This is a genomic window from Paenarthrobacter sp. MSM-2-10-13 (assembly GCF_011605365.1).
Taxonomy (GTDB): Bacteria; Actinomycetota; Actinomycetes; order Actinomycetales; family Micrococcaceae; genus Arthrobacter.
In genome coordinates this window covers 301,217-319,724 of sequence record NZ_JAAOXO010000002.1, presented here as the reverse complement: position 1 = coordinate 319,724, position 18,508 = coordinate 301,217, and the positions used below count along the sequence as shown (strand labels likewise).

Below are 18,508 nucleotides of genomic sequence, written 5' to 3'. Positions count from 1 at the left end.
AGACCCGCCCGCAAAACTGCCCGGTGAGGGTGCCCTAAACGCTACACAGTTTCCGGTCCAACTTACGGCAGTGTGGAGCACCCTCGGCGGGAGGACCCAGATCGAATAAGGCCGGTCAGTTACTCCACCGTCACTGCCACCGACTGCCAGCCCGATGCCCCGTCAGGTACGGGGTCGGCGCGCTTGTCCGTCTGAACTTCCCCGGTGCTGTCGGTGGCGCGGGCCTTGACGTAGTGCATGCCGGGTGTGGCATCCCATTCGTAGGACCACTGGCGCCACGTGATGGTGGATGCTTCGGTGGAAAGCGTTGCTTCCACCCAGTCGCCGTCGTCGATCTGTACTTCCACCTTGGTGATTCCGCGCGTCTGCGCCCATGCGGTGCCACCCACGGCCACCTTCCCTGCCTTCAATTTCGCGAAGGACCCGGGCACGTCCACACGTGCCATGGTCTTGATGGGGCCGCGCTCTGACCAGCCGCGTTCCGTCCAGTAGGCCTTGCTGTCCGCGAAGCGGGTGACTTCCAAGTCCACTACCCACTTGGTGGCGGAGACGAATCCGTAGAGTCCCGGAACCACCATCCGTACGGGGTATCCGTGCTCGATGGGAAGGGGCTCCCCATTCATGCCGATGGCCAGCATGGCATCGCGGTCATCCTGCAGGACCTCCAGTGGTGTGGAGGCACTGAACCCGTCGATGGATGTTGAGAGCACCATGTCCGCGCCATCTTTTGGTTTGGCCATGGCCAGGACTTCGCGGATGGGCATTCCCAGCCATTTGGCGTTTCCGGCAAGCTTTCCGCCCACGGGGTTGGACACGCAGGTGAGGGTCACGTGCGATTCGATGAGATCGGCGTCGAGCAGGTCCTGGAAGGTGAGGGTTACTTCCTTCTCAACCATTCCGTGCACCCGCAGTACCCAGTCTTCGACGTTGATTTCGGGGACGCTCAGGGCTGTATCAATGCGGTAGAACTCGTTGTTCGGTGTCAGCCAGGAGGAGACTCCTGCCACTGGGGACTGGACGCCGGCTGGGACAGGGGGCGCTGCCTTCAAAGGCGACGGCAGCGTGAGGGCATCACGGGCCTGAGCTATGTTGTTGCGCGCGGCTCCGAGCAGCCGCCCACCGGTCGCCGCGATTCCGGCAGCTACCGCGGTGATACCGGCAGCAGCGAAGAAACGACGGCGGCTGGTGCCGGCGCCGCCAACCTGGCTGTCGGCGTCGGCTGCTACGTCAGCGGGGGCTTCCGGCCACGATTTCAACCCCCACAACGGTTTGATGAGGAGGCGCAGGACGATGAGGCCGGCGATGGTGCCCACGATTGAGGGGATGGCGTCGGCGGGTCCCACACCGGCCCGGGTCAGGACGCTGGCCACTATTACGGCACCCATGAACAGCACACCCAGGACGCCAAGGGCCCACTTCTTGTAGGCCACAACGCCCAGAACGCAGGCAAGCAGGGCGATGGTGACCCCCATCCCCACAAACAGTGCGGCTTTGTCGTTCGTACCGAACGTGGCGATCGCAAAGTCCTTCATCCATGACGGCGTGAAGTCGATGAAGGTGGATCCCAGCGCGAACACCGGGGTTGCCCTGGCGGTGAAGAACGCGCCGATCAGCTCGGCTACGGCCAGCACGACGGCGGCAGACACCACGCCTGCCAGCGCTGCCATGGTTTCGGGGCCTTTGGTCCGGAGTCCGAGCTTTTTCATGTGAGGAGTTCGTAGCGGGCGGGACCGGGGATGGGTGAGAGTATCCGGCCGACACACAAGCCCACTTTGAACATCTGTTCATAATTTTCCTTGAACAGATGTTCAAAGTGCACTAGCCTGCTTCGTATGACCCAAGCCACATTTTCCGATTCCGCCTCCACACTTTTCATCAACGGCGTGTGGGAACCGGCCTCTTCCGGCGCGGTGCGCGAGATCCGCAACCCGGCCGACGGCGAACTGGTCGCCACCGTCTCCGAAGCCGGCCGCGAGGACGCCGAGCGAGCCATTTCCGCAGCCCGCGCAGCCTTCGATTCCGGCGTTTGGGCAAACGTTCCCGCTCCGGAGCGCGGCGCTTTCCTGCTCAAGGTCGCCGCAGAACTGCGCGAACGCCGGGAGAAGTTCGCCCGCGCCGAATCACTGGACACCGGCAAGCGAATCATCGAGAGCCGTATAGACATTGACGACATCGCCGCCTGCTTCGAATACTTCGGAAGGCTCGCCGGGCAGTCGGCGGGCCGGGTGGTGGACGCCGGGGACCCCGCCGTCGTGAGCAAAATCGTGTACGAGCCCGTGGGCGTCTGCGGCTTGATCACGCCGTGGAACTACCCGCTGCTGCAGGCAGCCTGGAAGATCGCGCCGGCACTCGCTGCTGGTTGCACGTTCGTCCTGAAGCCTGCCGAGCTGACTCCGTCCACCGCCATCCTGACCATGCAATTGCTGCAGGACCTGGGTCTGCCGGACGGCGTCGCAAACCTGGTGACCGGCGCCGGCCCGCAGGCAGGCGCACCACTTTCTGAGCACCCGGACATTGACTTGGTTTCCTTCACCGGTGGCCTGGAAACCGGCAAGCGCATCGCCGCGGCCGCGGCCGCCACGGTGAAAAAGGTGGCGTTGGAACTCGGCGGCAAGAACCCCAACGTCGTGTTTGCTGACGCTGACTTTGATGCCGCCGTCGACAACGCATTAAACGGCGCTTTTGTGCACTCAGGCCAGGTCTGCTCCGCCGGTGCCCGGCTGGTGGTGGAGGAATCCATCGCGGAGCGCTTCGTGGACGAGCTGGTCCGCAAGGCTCAGGGCATCCGCATCGGCGGCCCGTTCGATGAGTCCGCCGAAACCGGGCCGCTGATTTCCGCTGCCCACCGGGAGAAAGTGGACGCTTACGTTCAGCGTGGCGTGGCTGAGGGCGCGCGGCTGCGGTGCGGCGGCGCCGCCCCTGAGGGCGAAAAGTTCGACGCCGGGTTCTACTACCAGCCCACCGTTCTGGACCGCGTGACCCGGGGAATGTCGGTAGTGGTCGACGAAGCTTTTGGCCCGGTAGTAACAGTGGAAACGTTCCGCACGGAAGACGAAGCCGTAGCCACCGCCAATGACACCATCTACGGACTGGCGGGCGCGGTCTGGACCCAGGATGCCGGAAAGGCCCAGCGGGTTGCGGGCCGTTTGCGCCACGGCACGGTGTGGATCAACGACTACCACCCCTACCTTCCGCAGGCCGAGTGGGGCGGTTTCGGCCAGTCCGGCGTAGGCCGCGAACTCGGCCCCACGGGACTGGGCGAATACCAGGAAGCCAAGCACATCTACCAGAACACCAGCCCGCAGGTCACCGACTGGTTCGCAGACCACGGCAAGGAGAAATAGATGCACGTTGACAACATCCAGAACCTCAGCGAGCGCGGGTTCGATTACGTCGTCATCGGTGGAGGATCTGCCGGAGCTGCCGTCGCTGCACGGCTCAGCGAGGACCCTGCCGTCACCGTGGCCCTGGTGGAGGCGGGTCCGGACGACCGCAACCTGCCCGAGATCCTGCAGCTGGACCGCTGGATGGAGTTGCTGGAATCCGGTTACGACTGGGACTACCCGGTGGAACCGCAGGAAAACGGCAACTCGTTCATGCGCCATGCCCGCGCCAAGGTGATGGGTGGCTGCTCCAGCCACAACTCCTGCATCGCTTTCTGGGCTCCCCGCGAAGACTTGGACGAGTGGGAGTCAAAGTACGGTGCCACCGGCTGGAATGCTGCTGCCGCCTGGCCTTTGTACCAGCGCCTGGAAAGCAACGAGGACGCGGGTCCGGACGCTCCCCACCACGGCCACGACGGCCCAGTGCACTTGATGAACGTGCCCCCGGCAGATCCAGCGGGCGTCGCGCTCCTGGATGCTTGCGAACAGACCGGTATCCCCCGGGCGAAGTTCAATGACGGCACCACTGTGGTCAACGGCGCCAATTTCTTCCAGATCAACCGCCGCTCGGACGGGACACGATCTTCGAGTTCCGTCTCCTACATCCACCCCATCATCGATCGCGAAAACTTCACGCTGCTGACCGGCTTGCGGGCCCGGCAACTGGTGTTCGACGCGGACAAGCGCTGCACCGGCGTCGATGTTGTGGACTCGGCCTTCGGCCGGACGCACAGGCTGCACGCGCATCGCGAAGTCATCCTGTCCACCGGCGCCATTGATTCCCCCAAGCTGCTTATGCTCTCCGGCATCGGTCCGGCCGAACACCTCGAGCAGCATGGCATCCAGGTTATGGTGGATTCCCCCGGTGTGGGCGAGCACCTGCAGGACCACCCGGAAGGCGTGGTGCAGTTCGAGGCCAGGCAGCCCATGGTGCAGACGTCCACCCAGTGGTGGGAAATCGGCATCTTCACCCCCACTGAAGAGGGCCTGGACCGGCCGGACCTCATGATGCATTACGGCTCCGTGCCCTTCGACATGAACACCCTGCGCTACGGCTACCCCACCACGGAGAACGGCTTCAGCCTGACTCCGAACGTCACCCACGCCCGTTCGCGCGGGACGGTTCGCCTGCGCAGCCGGGACTTCCGCGACAAACCCATGGTGGACCCCCGCTACTTCACCGATCCCGAGGGGCACGACATGCGCGTCATGGTGGCAGGCATCCGCAAGGCCCGGGAAATCGCGGCTCAACCAGCCATGGCCGAGTGGACCGGGCGGGAACTCTCCCCCGGCATCGAGGCCCAGAGCGACGAGGAGCTGCAGGACTACATCCGCAAAACACACAACACCGTCTACCACCCCGTTGGCACCGTCCGCATGGGGCCTGCGGACGACGAGATGTCGCCCCTTGATCCTGAACTGCGCGTCAAGGGCGTCACCGGCCTGCGCGTGGCAGACGCCTCCGTCATGCCGGAACACGTCACCGTAAACCCCAACATCACCGTGATGATGATCGGCGAGCGCTGCGCCGATCTCATCAAGGCCCGCCTCAGTGCCCACCGGACGGAGGAAACCACGACGGCGGAAGCCGGCTTTAGCTTGTCCCACGCCTAAGAAGGCGCCTGCTTTTAGACCAACGCAACAAAAAATGGGGGAAACGGCCGTACGCACACCGTGGTGCCCGGCTTTTGATATCCACTGCGTCCAATGGCGGCCGCGGGCTATCACCATTCATGCATGTCTGAATTAGGAGTTCGAATGTTAGAACCCAGCAAAATAGGACCCTGCAAGAGCGATGCAAGCGGTATGGACGAGTTTGGCTACGCCCAAACCCTTGACCGCAGCATCGGAAAGTTTGCCAGCTTCGCCGCCGGCGTCAGTTACATCTCCATCCTCACCGGCGTTTTCCAACTGTTTTACTTCGGATTTTCGACGGCGGGACCCGCCTACGCGTGGTCGTGGCCCATTGTTTTCGTAGGCCAGCTCATGGTAGCCCTGTGTTTTGCGGAACTGGCCGGCCGATACCCTGTGGCCGGTTCGGTCTATAACTGGGCCAAAAGGCTTTCCACGGGAACGTGGGCCTGGTTGGCGGGCTGGTTACTACTGCTCTCCTCCATCATGGCGTTGGGATCTGTTGCCTTGGCCCTCCAAATCACGTTGCCGCAGATTTGGAGTGGCTTCCAGCTGGTGGGCGATGGCACCGGCCCCTACGACTTTGCGGTCAACGGAGTCATCCTGGCTAGCATCATGATCGGCATTTCCACGCTCATCAATGCCTTCGGCGTAAAGCTCATGACCATGATCAATAGTGTGGGCGTTTTTGTGGAACTGGTTGCCGCTGTTCTGCTCATTGCGGCGCTCATGTGGCACTCGGTGCGGGGACCTGAAGTCCTCCTTGATACCGCTGGATTCGGTCAAGAACATCCGATGGGCTTCTTCGGAGTATTCCTCATCGCCGCCATGGCTTCCGGTTATGTCATGTACGGATTCGATACCGCCAGTTCCTTGGGTGAAGAAACCAAGGACCCCAAGAAAACCGCGCCCCGCGCTATTCTCCGCGCTGTCACGGCATCCTTCCTCCTGGGAGGTTTGCTCCTGCTGGGCGGAATCCTGGCGGCCCCCGATCTTTCCGATCCCAAGCTTGGAGCGGCCGATGGCGGGCTGCAGTACATTGTGCTGTCAGTGCTGGGTGGCCCCTTCGGCAAGGCGTTCCTGGCGTGCATCGTGGTAGCTGTTGTGGTCTGCACGCTGGCCGTGCACGCGGCAGCTATCCGGATGATGTTTGCCATGGCCAGGGACAACAACCTTCCCTTCAGCCGTCAGCTCAGCAAGGTGCATCCCACCCGCAAAACCCCCACGGTGGCTGCAATCGTCATCGGTGTAGTGGCAGTGATTCCCCTGATCGTCAACATCTCCCAGCCAGCCATCTTCACCATTCTGTCCAGCATTAGCATCGTCCTGATCTATCTGTCCTACCTCCTGGTGACCGTGCCCATGCTGCGGCAAAGGTTCCTGAAAAAGTGGCCCCTGAAGGACGACGAGACAGAACCGGGATTCAGCCTCGGCAAATGGGGTCTCCCCGTCAACATCCTGGCCGTGCTGTGGGGTGGCGCCATGACGCTGAACCTGGTCTGGCCTCGACCGGAGATCTACAACTCAGTGCCGCCGTTTGAGTGGTATCTGCAATGGGGCGGCGTCATGTTCGTTGCCGCGGTGATCATCGGCGGAACCCTGCTCTACCGTCTCCGCATCAGGCACCACACCGGAGTTCTGGCCGAGCATGCGGCGGCTGGACCACGCATCTTGACTCGCGTGCAATGAGGAGGCCGGCGTTGGCTCCTGCGCTTGGTGAAACTCCTAGGAGCGCTGGCGTGGCTGGTTCGGCTTGCTTGCCAGGGACCCAAGTTCTTCCACCAGCCGGCTGGACGCAAGCTCGGCAGTAATGGACGAGGAAAGTTGGGCAGCCGCGAGCCGGTAGCTGTCCCGTTCCAGCACTTCCGCCACTGCACGCCGGATTTTCTCCGCCGACGCGTTGGGAGCCAGCCGTACGCCGGCACCGTGGTGGACGATCCTGGCTGCTGTGTCGTCTTGGTCCCGTCCCATGGGCAGGCAGACCATGGGCACGCCAGCGGCAAGGGCTTTCAGGGCAGTGCCGTGCCCGCAGTGCGTCACCACCAAGGCAGCTTTTTCCATGATGGGTCCGTGGGGCACCGCACGCACCACGCTCACGTTGCTGTTTGCTGTCAGCGCATCAGGGTCGATCATCGGTCCGGTGGTCACCACCGCACGTACAGGCATGGTGGAGAGGGCATCGATAATGCGTTGCAGCAAGTCTCCCTGGTTCTGGAACGTCGAACTGAGGCCCACAAGAATCAGGGGCCGAGCGTCATCCTCTGACCAGGGCGGGACCCATGGCACTGCCCACTGAGGTTCGTCGAGCACCGGCCCGGCGTAGCTCACATTCGCCGGCACAAACGGCGATGCGTAATCAAAGGTGGAACTGGAGAGCACAAAAATACGGTCGACACCCAAAACCTGATCATAAAAGGACCGCAGGGGCCGCAGCCCGTGGCGGGCGCGCACCTGGTTGAGGGCCGGCAATCCCTTGGCGAAAACCCGGTTTACGAGGGCGATGAGCATGGCGTCGCGGACACGTCCGGGAACGCCCTGCGCCAAGGGGAAACCGGCGGCGATCGGCGGAACGCCGCGCACGGGCAGCGCCCAGATATTGGGCATCACAGCGGCTACTGGCAGCCCGGCTCCTTGCGCCGCGATCATAGCGCCAAACATGAAGTAGTCCGCCATGAGCGCGTCTGGTGAATAGTCGCCAATCTGCTCGGCCGTCTCGCTCGCCACAAGCTCCGCGGGTCCGCCAATGAGCCTGTCACGCATTCTTCGCAGGCCTTCGAAGGGCGTCCGCACCTCCCAATCCTTCACCACGTCCCCGGACGGATCGTTTGAAGTGCGATGGGGAGCCCGAACCCATGGACTGAACGTGGCACCCACCGCGGCCACCTGGGCGCGCAGGGTTGGGTCGGCCAGAACCCTTACCTGATGGCCATTCTCAATGAGTCGCCTGGCAACTCCGAGCTCCGGCGCCACGGCTCCTCCCCCGTCCCAGATAGCGAACAGATAGCGGCTCATGTTCCTAATCCTTTCCGGCTGAACTTTCGGATGAACGTTTCTCCGGACTCCCACCCAACACTCCGTGGACCAGCCGGAGGATCGTTGCTTCAGTCTCCGTCCTGGACTGCCCAAGGTCGCGGCGCAGAAGCTTCCAGAGGGTGACGTCGGTGGCAGCATAGAGCGCCAGGACCAGCCTTTCATCGCCGGTCACACCGGGGATCAGCGTGCGTTCGATCCACTCACGGTGACCTACCCGGGAGATAGTGAGCAAGTGGTCGATCGCAGGCACGCGACCTTCGAGTTCAAGCATGCGAATGTTGGCGTTGCCCATGGTCTCGTAGCGGTCCAGAAGCTTGGCGATTGCTCCGTCAGCATCTCCGGGCGTAGCTTCGCGGAGGGCGTCCTCACCGGGTTTCTGCCAGTCGGCTACCGCGAACGCGAGTTCGTCCTTGGTTCCGAAGTGGCGGATGACGGTCTGCCTGGACACTCCCGCGATTTTGGAGACGGCATCAATGGACACCTGGTCGTAAGGACTCTCCAGCCACAGCTCGTAGGCGGCGGACAGTATCCGCTCACGGGTTGCGGCAACGGCTTCCTGCCTTGCGTTCATCCGATAAGCACGCGGCCCCGACTCCCGATCAGGCGCTTTCATGTTACATAGTGTAACACGAATAGGATCTGCACAGTGGCCGAGAAAGCACCGCCGGCGGATCCCTAAACGAACGCCGACTTCCCCGTCACCGCGCGGGCCACGATCATGGAGTTGATCTCGTAGCTGCCCTCGTAGGTGTAGAGGATTTCGGCGTCACCAAAGAGCTTGCCCATCTCGTAGTCCGTGGTGATGCCGTTCCCTCCCAAGAGGGATCTGCCCATCGCCACGGATGATCGGGCCAGCCGCGTGGTAGTTGCCTTGCACATGGCAGCCTGCACCATTTCGAGTTTCCCGGCCTGCTGGATCCGGGCGAGCTCAACCATCATGGACAATGAGGCGTTTGCATTGCCCAGAATGTCCGCGAGCTGCTGCTGGACAAGCTGGAAGCGTGCCAGTTCCTTGCCGAATTGTTTGCGCTGCAACGCGTAGGAACGGGCTATGTCAAAGGCTGCCAATTGGATCCCCGCGGCCTGCCATCCCACCCAGGCACGGGAATCGCGCAAGAGATCATTGGCGCGGGAGAACTCAGTGGCGCCGGGCAGGAGGTTCTCCGAAGGAATGCGGACCTCGTCCAACACGATGTCCGCATTCTGCATGATGCGCAGGCCGATCTTGTTCGAAATCTTGGTGGCCGCATACCCGGGGCGGTCGGTCTCCACGATGAAACCCTTGATGTGCCCGTCGGATTCATCACGAGCCCAAACCAAGGCGAAGTCGGCAATCGTCCCTGCCCCTATCCAGCGCTTGGCACCGCTGATGACCCATTCGCCGCCGTCGCGCCGCGCCGTCGTCGAGAGCCCTCCGGCGATGTCCGAGCCGTGGTCCGGTTCGGTGAGCGCGAAAGCGCCCAGCTGGGTGAAAGCCTCAAGCCCGGGCAACCACTTGCGCTTCTGCTCGGGGGAACCTAGCTCATCAATCATGCCGACAATGAGCTCGTTGTGGATCCCCACCAGCGCTGAAAGAGACACGTCCGCGCGGGCCACCTCGGTGTACATGAGGCCCTTGAACAGCTTTGAGGAACCGTCGGTTTGAAGCCCGCCCAGCCCGAACTTAGCCATGTCCGCCAGCAGCCCGAACGGGAATTCCTCCCGGTTCCAGTAGTCGATGCTCGCAGCCCGGATCCGCGCCTGCAGGAACTCCCTGATCTCCAAGTACCGGGCACGCTCCTCCGGGGGGAGCAGGTCAATAACATGCATCAAGTCCGCCTCCGGGTAAGGAGGCAGGACGTGTTCTGATGCCGCACCGTTGGTAACGGTGCCGGCAGCTTTTTCGTCGAGCATTAGACCCCTTCGTCATGTCCCGCATAGGCTCTTCCAAACCCTTGGATGTCCTAGTATATTGCAAGGTGATGTGGATCACTAGGCGGGATGCTTCGGCGAAGGTGCCAGGGAACCCGAAAGCGAAAGGTGGACTATGACAGTCACAGACGACTTCCGTGCGGCCCGGGACAGGCTGCTGGAACTGCGCGAAGACTACAAACTGGCTCACGCCGAGTTCCAGTGGCCACGCTTTGAGGAATTTAACTTCGCCCTCGACTGGTTCGACCAGATCGCGGCAGACGAGACCAGAGGCAACAAGCCCGCGCTGGTGATCGTGGAACAGGACGGCAGCTCCACGCGCCGCACGTTCAAGGACCTCTCGCAGCGCTCCTCCCAACTCGCCAGCTGGCTGCGCGACCAAGGCGTCAAACGCGGCGACCACATGATCATCATGCTCGGCAACCAGGTTGAGCTGTGGGAACTCATGCTGGCAGGCATCAAGCTGGGCATTGTCATGATCCCCACCACCACCCTCATGGGCGCCCGCGATCTTCAGGACCGGGTGGAGCGCGGCGGTGCCACCTGGGTGGCGGTCGGGAGCGCAAACATCGGCAAGTTCGCCGACGTCGAGGGCGGCTACACGCTGATCGAGGTCGGATCCGAGAGAACCACCGCCGAGGCAAGACAGTACGCAGACTCATACGACGCCGGCACGGAATTTACGCCCGACGCTCCCACCCTCGCTGATGACACATTGCTCCTCTACTTCACCTCCGGAACCACCTCGCGCGCCAAGCTGGTGGAACACACGCACACGTCCTATCCGGTGGGTCACCTGTCCACCATGTACTGGATTGGGCTGGAGCCTGGCGACGTCCACCTGAACGTCGCCTCTCCCGGCTGGGCGAAGCACGCTTGGTCCAACGTCTTCACACCGTGGATCGCCGAGGCCACCGTCTTCATCTACAACTACCAGCGCTTCGACGCCGCCGCCCTCATGAACCAAATGGGCAAAGAAGGCGTCACAAGCTTCTGTGCCCCGCCCACCGTCTGGCGCATGCTCATCCAAGCCGACCTCACCCAGCTCACTCACCCTCCGCTTAAGGTGGTCTCTGCCGGTGAGCCACTCAACGCGGAAGTGATCGGCCAGGTGGAAAAGGCCTGGGGCGTCACCATCCGCGACGGCTTCGGTCAGACCGAGTCAACGGTCCAGATCGCCAACACGCCTACGCAGCCGGTCAAAATCGGTTCCATGGGACGGCCGCTCCCCGGATACGACGTCGTCCTGGTGGACCCGGTCACCGGGGAGGAAGCCGACGACGGCGAACTCTGCTTGCGCTTGGACCCCCGGCCCGTGGGGCTCATGAAGAGCTATTTTGGAGACGAAGCCAAGACGGCCGAAGCATTCCGGGATGGTTACTATCACACGGGCGATATGGCCAGCCGGGACGCCGACGGCGTCATCACCTATGTGGGGCGGGATGACGACGTTTTCAAGTCCTCCGACTACCGCTTGTCTCCCTTCGAACTCGAAAGCGTCCTGATCGAACACCCCGCAGTGGCCGAAGCCGCCGTCGTTCCTTCGCCTGATGCCGTGAAGCTGTCCGTGCCCAAGGCGTTCGTCGTGTTGGCCGCGGGCTATGAACCCGGGCCCAAGGTTGCGGAGGACATTTTGAAGTATTGCCGTGAGCATTTAGCACCGTTCAAGCGCATCAGGCGGCTGGAATTTGGCGAACTTCCCAAGACGATTTCCGGCAAAATCAGGCGCGTGGAACTTCGCGGAACCGAGGTCGCAAGGCACGGCGACGGCCCACTGCCCTCCGGATTGGGCGTGGAATACACGGAGGAAGAGTTTCCGAACCTGAGAGACTAGCCACCCGGGACACTAGGCCGATCACGTAACCGAAGGAGGCCCATGGGCACCCCACTCCCCCGCGACCCCATCGCCGACGCCCAGCGCAACTGGGAACGGCATGGCTGGGGCGATGTCGCCGCGCCCATGGCCGCCATCACTGCGATCATGCGCACGCAACAGATTCTGCTCGCGCGCATCGAAACAGTTCTGAAACCGTTCGGGCTGACGTTCGCGCGCTACGAACTGCTGGCGCTGCTGAGTTTCGCCCGCAGCGGCGCACTTCCCATGAACAAGGCCAGCGCGCTGCTGCAGGTCCATCCCACGTCGGTAACCAACGCCGTGGACCGCTTGGAAAAAGCCGCCTTGGTGGCTCGTTCCCCGCACCCAACAGACGGGCGCACCACCCTGATCGAGCTCACCGCAGAGGGCCGCACCTTGGCGAAGAAAGCGACGGCGGCGCTTAACGCCGAGGTTTTCGGCAAGTCCGGCTTTGGGCCCGACGACGTCGATCACCTTATCCGCGTCCTGGGCACCTTCCGCAGGGATGCCGGGGATTTCACGGAGGAATAGAGGGTTCACACCCTCGAAGCGTTTTACGTCCTGGAGGGCTGATGCCCTGGAAGGGGTGGGGCTTTGGATTGATAGGTGTGACCGGTGGGGGTGCGGATTTCCAAGGTATGGACGCTGTAGTTTTCGCCGGGCAGGGATGTGGTGCTCCAACCGGGGTGTTCCTTGGTGTGATTGCACGCCTCGCACAACCCCGCGGCGTTGCTAAGGTTCGTTTTCCCTCCTGAACGCCACGGAACCACATGGTCGATATGCCGGATGGGCGCATCACAGTAGGGCGTCCGGCAGGTATCGTCGCGAGTCTCAACGAACCGCCGTAACCTGCCGGTGAAGAGCCGGGCCTTGGAATCCGTGGCCAGGAGCTCTCCCGTAGCAGGGGCTGTGTAAAGCCGGCGGAGCCACACAGCGAACTCTGTGTCCGGCGGTGCCTGTGCTGCCTGTCCTGCCCGTGCCTGTGGTTCGTCCACTGCCCGCCCGGAACCGGGCCGCGGACTTGGGCTTCCGGCCGGTCCCAACCCCAGCAGTTCCCTCCCCCACTCTGCCGGGACGATTCCGTACCCCTTGAGCCGGGCCGGTTCACTGTCCCCTTGAAAGAGCGTCCGGTCGGTCATGACCAGATCCAGGTTGATCCCCGAAAACCCACCCGGAGTGCCGGTAACCCGTTCAACCAATGTGTCCGCCATGACCTGGCCACGGGTCGGGGCTACTCCACCAGACCCGACACCCCCACCAGTGCCAGCACCACCTGTGGAACGGGCAGTATCAGCAGCCCGGGACAACGCAGCATAAACCGCCACCCCCCTGAGCTACCGGCAACAGCGCCGTCAGGTACGTCATGGTGTCCGGCGCCGGACGCAAACTCACCGTCCGCTCAGCAGCGGCACGACTGGCACGACCCACCACCGACCGCGGATCACGCCGATACGCAGCCGCCTTCACCGCCGCAATGATCGCTTTGTCGCCCTTGCCATCAAAAGTCCCGGTATCGGCGGCGAGTTCCTCATCCACCGCACACCGATCCTCAACAGACAAACACGCCGTTTCCCTCACCAGCAGCGTGGCGCGCCATTCATTCAACTGCCCCGACCGCAGAGCCGTCAACGTCCGCGGCATCTCCAACACCAGCGCCTTCGCAAAACCCAACAACCTCGACCCACGGTTCGGGGACTCCCGACGCGCCAACGCCACCTGCGCCCCCACCCCCTGACCACGCTCGGACGCAGGAACACCAGCCTCGGCCTGCTCGGCGCGCTGAGCTAGATCAAACGCCACCACAACCCGCGCCTGCAACGCGGTGATAGCCGACTTCATCTCCTCCAACACCCGCAACTGCTCGATCAGATTACTGCTGACGGTGCTGGACGGAGCCGCGAGTTGAACGTTCGCAGGGGAGACAGAAACAAGGGCATCGGATAGCGCCGTACCCACTCGACTCTCCCGAACCTGTTCCATGAATCAACCATGTCAGTAGGCACCGACAATATAACGTCGTTGATCGCCCGGGCGCCCTAGTTGGGGCAGCTCACCGAGGGAGTCCCTCAGAGGACCTCCCTTAAGCGGGACTCCCTAACACCCCGTAGACCTGATGTTCTGAAGTCATGACCACCACCATTTCCACCGTCAAGACCCGGCGTCTGCCACTGGTGACGTACGTTCTGGCTGCGGGTGTGTTCCTGATGGGAACCACCGAGTTCATTGTGGCGGGGATCCTGCCTGAGATTGCGGGCGACCTTGGGGTGTCCGTAGCCAACGCCGGCCTCATGATCACGGTCTTCGCCGTAGGCATGATCGTTGGAACGCCCACCATGTCAATCCTCACGCTTAAGCTGCCACGACGCCTGACGCTGAGCCTTGCACTGCTGGTCTTTGCGGCTGGTCACGTCGTGGTGGCGCTCACGTCTGACTTCACACTCATTCTTGGCGCACGTTTCCTCACGGCTTTGGCGACGGGCGCTTTCTGGGCGGTAGCCGCCGTCGTAGGTGCAAAAGCCGCAGGTGCGGCGTCGGCATCCCGGGCGTTGGGCGTGGTGTTGGGCGGTGGGATGCTGGCAAATGTTGTTGGCGTACCGCTGGGCGCTTTCGCAGGTCAGGTGATTGGCTGGCGAGGCCCTTTCTGGGGTCTGGCACTTCTTGCGCTGGCGGGGGCTGTTGTTGTGTACCGGCTAGTCCCGGTGGGGCCGGAATCCGGGCCCATACCGTCCGTTCGCGCTGAGCTCGCCAGCATGCGCGACACGAGGGTTTGGCTTGTCCTGGCCGGCTGCGCGATCGTTTGCGGCTCGTCCCTGGCTGCCTACAGCTTCATTTCGCCACTGCTTACTGAGAACACCGGAATGGCCGCCTCGGTGGTGCCGCTGGTTCTGGTGGCGTACGGTGTGGGAGCCTTCATTGGCTCCAATCTGGGAGGTCATTTCGGCTCTCACCGCCCCTATCCGGCGCTGTTCGTCGCGGCAGGTATGACCTTCCTGGTGTTGGGTGCCCTTTCCTTCCTCTCCCATAACGCCGTGGTGACAGTGGTCCTGATCTTCCTGCTGGGGCTCTTCGGCATGGCCACCAATCCGATTCTGATCGGCAAAGCCGTAGGTTACGCGGGGCACGCACCCACGCTGGCTTCAGCTCTCAGCACCTCAGCGTTCAACCTCGGCACAGCCGTGGGATCGTGGATGGCCGGTTACGCCTTGGAATCCGCACTTGGTGCCACAGGCCCCGTGCTGGTGGGAACAGGAATCGCCGCGCTCTACTTCGTCCCACTTACGCTATTGATGCTCAAGGACCGGAAGGAAGGTTCCCACTCATGAAGCACCCCACCGCCGGAAAACTGCTGCTGGTGGCGTTGGCACTAGTCAGCTGCAGCCCATCCCCCGCCGTGGAGACGACACCGGGTTCGGCCAGAGGGACCTCAAAACCCAGTGAGGCAGCCACCTCCGCCGCCCACAACGTAGTAGGTACCGTGGTGCACTTCAGCGCCGGTTCGGCGTCACTGGACGTCACCATTGGGGAGGATAATCCCGCCACCCGGGACTTCCTGAGCATGCTGCCGCTCACCCTCAGCATGAAAGAGTTCGCCGGCCGGGAGAAGATCGCGGACCTGCCCAGGCCCCTCCACTATGAAGGGTCACCTGGGTCCGACCCCGAGGACGGTGACCTGATCTACTACGTCCCCTGGGGAAACCTCGGTTTTTACTACAACGCGTCAGGCATCGAATACTCAGACCAAACCATTCATTTGGGACGATCCAAAGCCACCCGGGAAGAGCTTGCGCGCTTCGAAGGCCAGGAAGTCCGCGTAGAAGTCAATCGCTGACCGTCTGCCATCGGCGGTAGCGCGCGGCAGCACCGCCGGCGGTCAGCTGTCCGTTCGGGTCTTCTCCGACGCCGGGCGAACGCCTTGGGCGTATTCGCTCGCCGCCCAGGAGGCCAACAGTTGGAGGCGCTCGGCCGACGGCGACCCGGGTTCAGCTGCGTAAATGGTCAGGGTCAATCCTGGTTCTGCGGCCATTTCCAAGCCCTCGAAGGCGAGCGTCATTTCGCCCACCACCGGGTGATTGAACGTCTTGAAACCCGTGCCGTGGTGCCGGACGTTATGTGCGCCCCAGCGAGTGCGGAATTCCTCGCTGCGGGTGCTGAGCTCACCAATGAGATCGTGCAATTCCTTGTTGTGCGGGTCCCGTCCGGCCTCCGTGCGGAGAATGGAAACCGTTATTTCCGCAAAAGCGTCCCAGTCCGGGTAGAACTCGTGGGCGCGCTGGTCCAGGAACGTGAACCTGGCGATGTTGGGCGTCTGGCCCGGCATGTCGTAACAGTCCTTGTAAAACGCCCGGGCCAAGGGGTTCACGGCCAAGAGGTCCATCCGGCCGTTCCGGACAAACGCGGGTCCGGCCGTGACAGCATCCAACTCCCACTGCAGGCTCTGGTGGGGCACATAGGATTTCGAGTTCCGGCGCCGTGGCGGCCGGGCAACTGGACTGGCGGCATGCGCAAGGTCGAACAGGTGTGCGCGTTCAGCGTCGTCCAAGTTCAGCGCGCGGGCGATGCTCTCAAGAACCTGCGGCGAGGCGCCGCTAATGGCGCCGCGTTCCAAGCGGGTGTAGTACTCAACGCTTAAGCCGGCAAGGGTGGCCACTTCGCTACGGCGCAGACCCTTAACCCGCCGGTTGGATCCCGCGGGCAGCCCCACCTGCTCCGGGGCCACGTGGGCACGCCGGGAGATCAAAAATTCGCGAACTTCCGCCCGATTATCCATGCCCTCCACCATAAGTCCGGTTCATCGCCGGAGGGAGTCCCTGTGAGGGCCTCCGACGACCAACCAGCTCTGCGGTCTCCAGGGAAGACTGAGCCCTAAGAAGCTTCGGAGCCTGCCTTGCGACGGGAGACCAACACGGGACTATGGGCGTGGTGGAGTACTGCGTGTGCCGTTGAACCTATGGTGCCCTTGATCAGTCCATGTCCTTTGGTCCCCACCACTGTGATGCGTGCCGCTTGTGAGGCCTTGACCACGGCACGGGAGAATGAAGCATCCACCAGCAGCTCTCCGCTCACCGCGCTCCCGGGAGCTTTGTGGCGGGCCCGGCTCAGCACGGCATCGAGCATCGCTTCTGCCTCGGGATAGGCTTCCACCGGCTCTCGCAACCGCCGGTATCCTTCGGGTTCGTGCAGGACGTGAATGATCCTGAGCTCGGCACCCGTTGCGGCCGCGAAAAGGCAGGCGTCGTCCAGGGCTGCCGGTGATCCCGAGTCATCAACAGCCAGCAGCACTGGACCCTCAGGGTGGTCATCGGCACGAATCACTGCGACGGGGCACTCTGCGGTTGCCGCCATCTCCAAACTCACGGACCCCACCAGCAAGCCCATGAACCCACCAAGGCCGCGGCTTCCAAGGACCAACATCTCCGCGCCGGCCGAAACGTGCGCAAGATGATCGCGCGGCATTCCGTGAAGCAAAGTGGCGTGGACCTCCAGATCGGGCACGGCCTCCTTTGCGAGCGCCGTCCCTTCTTCAAGGACTTTCTGGGCGGCCCGCTCCAAACCACTATCGGCGATGCCAGGAACGGGGCCCCTGTTTTGGGATAGCAAGACCCACAGGGAACAGTGCACAACGTGCAGTGAGCAGTTCCGCAGGATGGCATGATGTGCGGCCCATTGGACGGCCCGGTGTGATTCTTCGGATCCGTCATAGCCAACCACGATCGTCTTCGAAGCGTGCTCGTTCGTCATGGCCAGAGCCTACGCTGGCGCCGGGACCGGCACCAGAGCGTAACCCCCGCCGGTAGGGCGCAATACGCTGCTAGGCTCCGATGCTGACACCTCAGGAGGAAACACCGTGGGCTTTGCCGAAGAACTCAAGAACCAGTGCGCCGAGGATTGGGACGCCGCCGTCAACCATCCTTTTGTGGACCAGCTGCTGGACGGGTCCCTTCCCGATGACCACCTGCGCCGCTACCTTGTTCAGGATTACCAGTTCTGCGACGCCTTCACAGCGCTCCTCGGGCAAGCGGTCGCATCGGCGCCTTCGCTGCCTTCGCGTCTGGTGTTTGCCGCGGTTCTTGGGGCTTTCGCTTCGGACGAGAATACGTACTTCCAGGACTGCTTCAACGAACTCGACGTTCCCGAGGCGGATCGAACAGCCCCCGCGCTGGGATCTGCCACCCGGGATTTCGATAACCTGATGCGCAGCGCCCTCGCCACCCGTTCGTACCCGAAAGTCCTGGCAGTGCTGCTGGTTGCCGAGTGGCTCTACGGAGACTGGGCTGCCCGCGCCGGCGATCCCACACACTGGCCCGTCCACGCGAAGCACGCCGAATGGATCCGTCTCCACAACAACCCCGAGTACAACGCGTGGGTGACGTGGCTACGCGACGAGTTTGACGCCGTCGAGCCTGTTGACGCCGCGGAACGACAGGGAGTTGCCGCAACCTTCGCGGAGGCCGTGCGGCTGGAGCGGGCTTTCTTTGACGCTGCGTTGGTGCCCGCGGGCGCTTCGGTTTAGGGGCGTTTCCGGACTGTGTAGCTCAGCTCCACCAAGCCTTGGTCGTAGCTGTTCACTTCCTGCAGTTTCAGCAGTGCGGGGTTGTGTCCTGCCGGGAACACGCCCCTGCCTGAGCCTTGGTCTCCGAGCGTCACTACCAGCCGGACGGCGTCCTTCGCGGACTGCCGCTTGATGCGACGGATC

Annotated in this window: 15 protein-coding genes and 1 pseudogene; 8 read left to right on the top strand and 8 right to left on the bottom strand. The window is 63.0% G+C overall.

Features of this window, described 5'->3' with window-relative positions; all coding sequences use genetic code 11:
- Positions 1-119: 119 nt before the first annotated feature.
- A complete protein-coding gene (locus HAV21_RS07305; protein WP_243753162.1) occupies positions 120-1,706 on the bottom strand; it encodes a molybdopterin-dependent oxidoreductase in 1,587 nt (528 codons plus the stop codon).
- Between the two features lie 126 nt (positions 1,707-1,832).
- Between HAV21_RS07305 and HAV21_RS07300 the strand changes: the two genes are divergently transcribed.
- The 3 genes from HAV21_RS07300 (at position 1,833) to HAV21_RS07290 (ending at position 6,704) form a co-directional block, all read left to right on the top strand.
- Positions 1,833-3,344 (top strand): aldehyde dehydrogenase family protein, encoded by a 1,512-nt coding sequence (locus tag HAV21_RS07300; RefSeq protein WP_166841208.1) that lies wholly within the window; start codon positions 1,833-1,835, stop codon positions 3,342-3,344.
- Positions 3,345-4,997: a GMC oxidoreductase gene (locus HAV21_RS07295; RefSeq protein ID WP_166841207.1), complete on the top strand. Its 1,653-nt coding sequence runs from the start codon at positions 3,345-3,347 to the stop codon at positions 4,995-4,997.
- A 144-nt stretch (positions 4,998-5,141) separates the two neighbouring features.
- Entirely contained in the window at positions 5,142-6,704 is a 1,563-nt protein-coding gene (locus HAV21_RS07290; RefSeq protein ID WP_142936875.1) for an APC family permease, read from the top strand.
- A gap of 36 nt (positions 6,705-6,740) precedes the next feature.
- Here the strand turns inward: HAV21_RS07290 and HAV21_RS07285 are convergent, their stop codons facing one another.
- From HAV21_RS07285 to HAV21_RS07275, 3 genes are all read right to left on the bottom strand, one after another.
- The gene (locus tag HAV21_RS07285) at positions 6,741-8,027 is read right to left on the bottom strand and encodes a glycosyltransferase (protein ID WP_166841206.1); all 1,287 of its coding nucleotides are present in this window, start codon (positions 8,025-8,027) and stop codon (positions 6,741-6,743) included.
- 4 nt (positions 8,028-8,031) lie between these two features.
- Positions 8,032-8,619: a TetR/AcrR family transcriptional regulator gene (locus HAV21_RS07280; protein ID WP_208096373.1), complete on the bottom strand. Its 588-nt coding sequence runs from the start codon at positions 8,617-8,619 to the stop codon at positions 8,032-8,034.
- A 104-nt stretch (positions 8,620-8,723) separates the two neighbouring features.
- Positions 8,724-9,941 carry an acyl-CoA dehydrogenase family protein gene (locus HAV21_RS07275; RefSeq protein WP_166841204.1) on the bottom strand — a complete coding sequence of 406 codons (1,218 nt, stop codon included), beginning with the start codon at positions 9,939-9,941 and terminating at the stop codon, positions 8,724-8,726.
- A gap of 133 nt (positions 9,942-10,074) precedes the next feature.
- Here HAV21_RS07275 and HAV21_RS07270 point away from each other — a divergent pair, with 133 nt between their 5' ends.
- A complete protein-coding gene (locus HAV21_RS07270; RefSeq protein ID WP_166841203.1) occupies positions 10,075-11,793 on the top strand; it encodes an AMP-binding protein in 1,719 nt (572 codons plus the stop codon).
- A gap of 42 nt (positions 11,794-11,835) precedes the next feature.
- Positions 11,836-12,345: a MarR family transcriptional regulator gene (locus HAV21_RS07265; RefSeq protein WP_024819327.1), complete on the top strand. Its 510-nt coding sequence runs from the start codon at positions 11,836-11,838 to the stop codon at positions 12,343-12,345.
- Positions 12,346-12,368: 23 nt separating this feature from the next.
- Here HAV21_RS07265 and HAV21_RS07260 read toward each other — a convergent pair.
- Positions 12,369-13,794 (bottom strand): annotated as a pseudogene (locus HAV21_RS07260) (DUF222 domain-containing protein).
- A 146-nt stretch (positions 13,795-13,940) separates the two neighbouring features.
- On the opposite strand from HAV21_RS07260, the gene HAV21_RS07255 reads away from it, so the two are divergent.
- Together HAV21_RS07255 and HAV21_RS07250 are read left to right on the top strand one after the other, a co-directional pair.
- Entirely contained in the window at positions 13,941-15,137 is a 1,197-nt protein-coding gene (locus HAV21_RS07255; RefSeq protein ID WP_166841202.1) for an MFS transporter, read from the top strand.
- Positions 15,134-15,643 carry a cyclophilin-like fold protein gene (locus HAV21_RS07250; protein WP_166841201.1) on the top strand — a complete coding sequence of 170 codons (510 nt, stop codon included), beginning with the start codon at positions 15,134-15,136 and terminating at the stop codon, positions 15,641-15,643. Before HAV21_RS07255 ends, HAV21_RS07250 begins: the two co-directional genes overlap by 4 nt.
- Positions 15,644-15,685: 42 nt before the next feature.
- Here HAV21_RS07250 and HAV21_RS07245 read toward each other — a convergent pair whose 3' ends face one another.
- Both HAV21_RS07245 and HAV21_RS07240 read right to left on the bottom strand, forming a co-directional pair.
- Positions 15,686-16,582: a helix-turn-helix transcriptional regulator gene (locus HAV21_RS07245; protein WP_166841200.1), complete on the bottom strand. Its 897-nt coding sequence runs from the start codon at positions 16,580-16,582 to the stop codon at positions 15,686-15,688.
- A 95-nt stretch (positions 16,583-16,677) separates the two neighbouring features.
- Positions 16,678-17,553: a universal stress protein gene (locus HAV21_RS07240; RefSeq protein ID WP_166841199.1), complete on the bottom strand. Its 876-nt coding sequence runs from the start codon at positions 17,551-17,553 to the stop codon at positions 16,678-16,680.
- Positions 17,554-17,659: 106 nt separating this feature from the next.
- On the opposite strand from HAV21_RS07240, the gene HAV21_RS07235 reads away from it, so the two are divergent.
- A complete protein-coding gene (locus tag HAV21_RS07235; protein ID WP_166841198.1) occupies positions 17,660-18,325 on the top strand; it encodes a TenA family protein in 666 nt (221 codons plus the stop codon).
- On the opposite strand, the gene HAV21_RS22180 is transcribed toward HAV21_RS07235, so the two are convergent.
- The gene (locus HAV21_RS22180) at positions 18,322-18,459 is read right to left on the bottom strand and encodes a hypothetical protein (RefSeq protein ID WP_238703269.1); all 138 of its coding nucleotides are present in this window, start codon (positions 18,457-18,459) and stop codon (positions 18,322-18,324) included. The genes HAV21_RS07235 and HAV21_RS22180 overlap by 4 nt on opposite strands.
- Between the last annotated feature and the right edge of the window lie 49 nt (positions 18,460-18,508).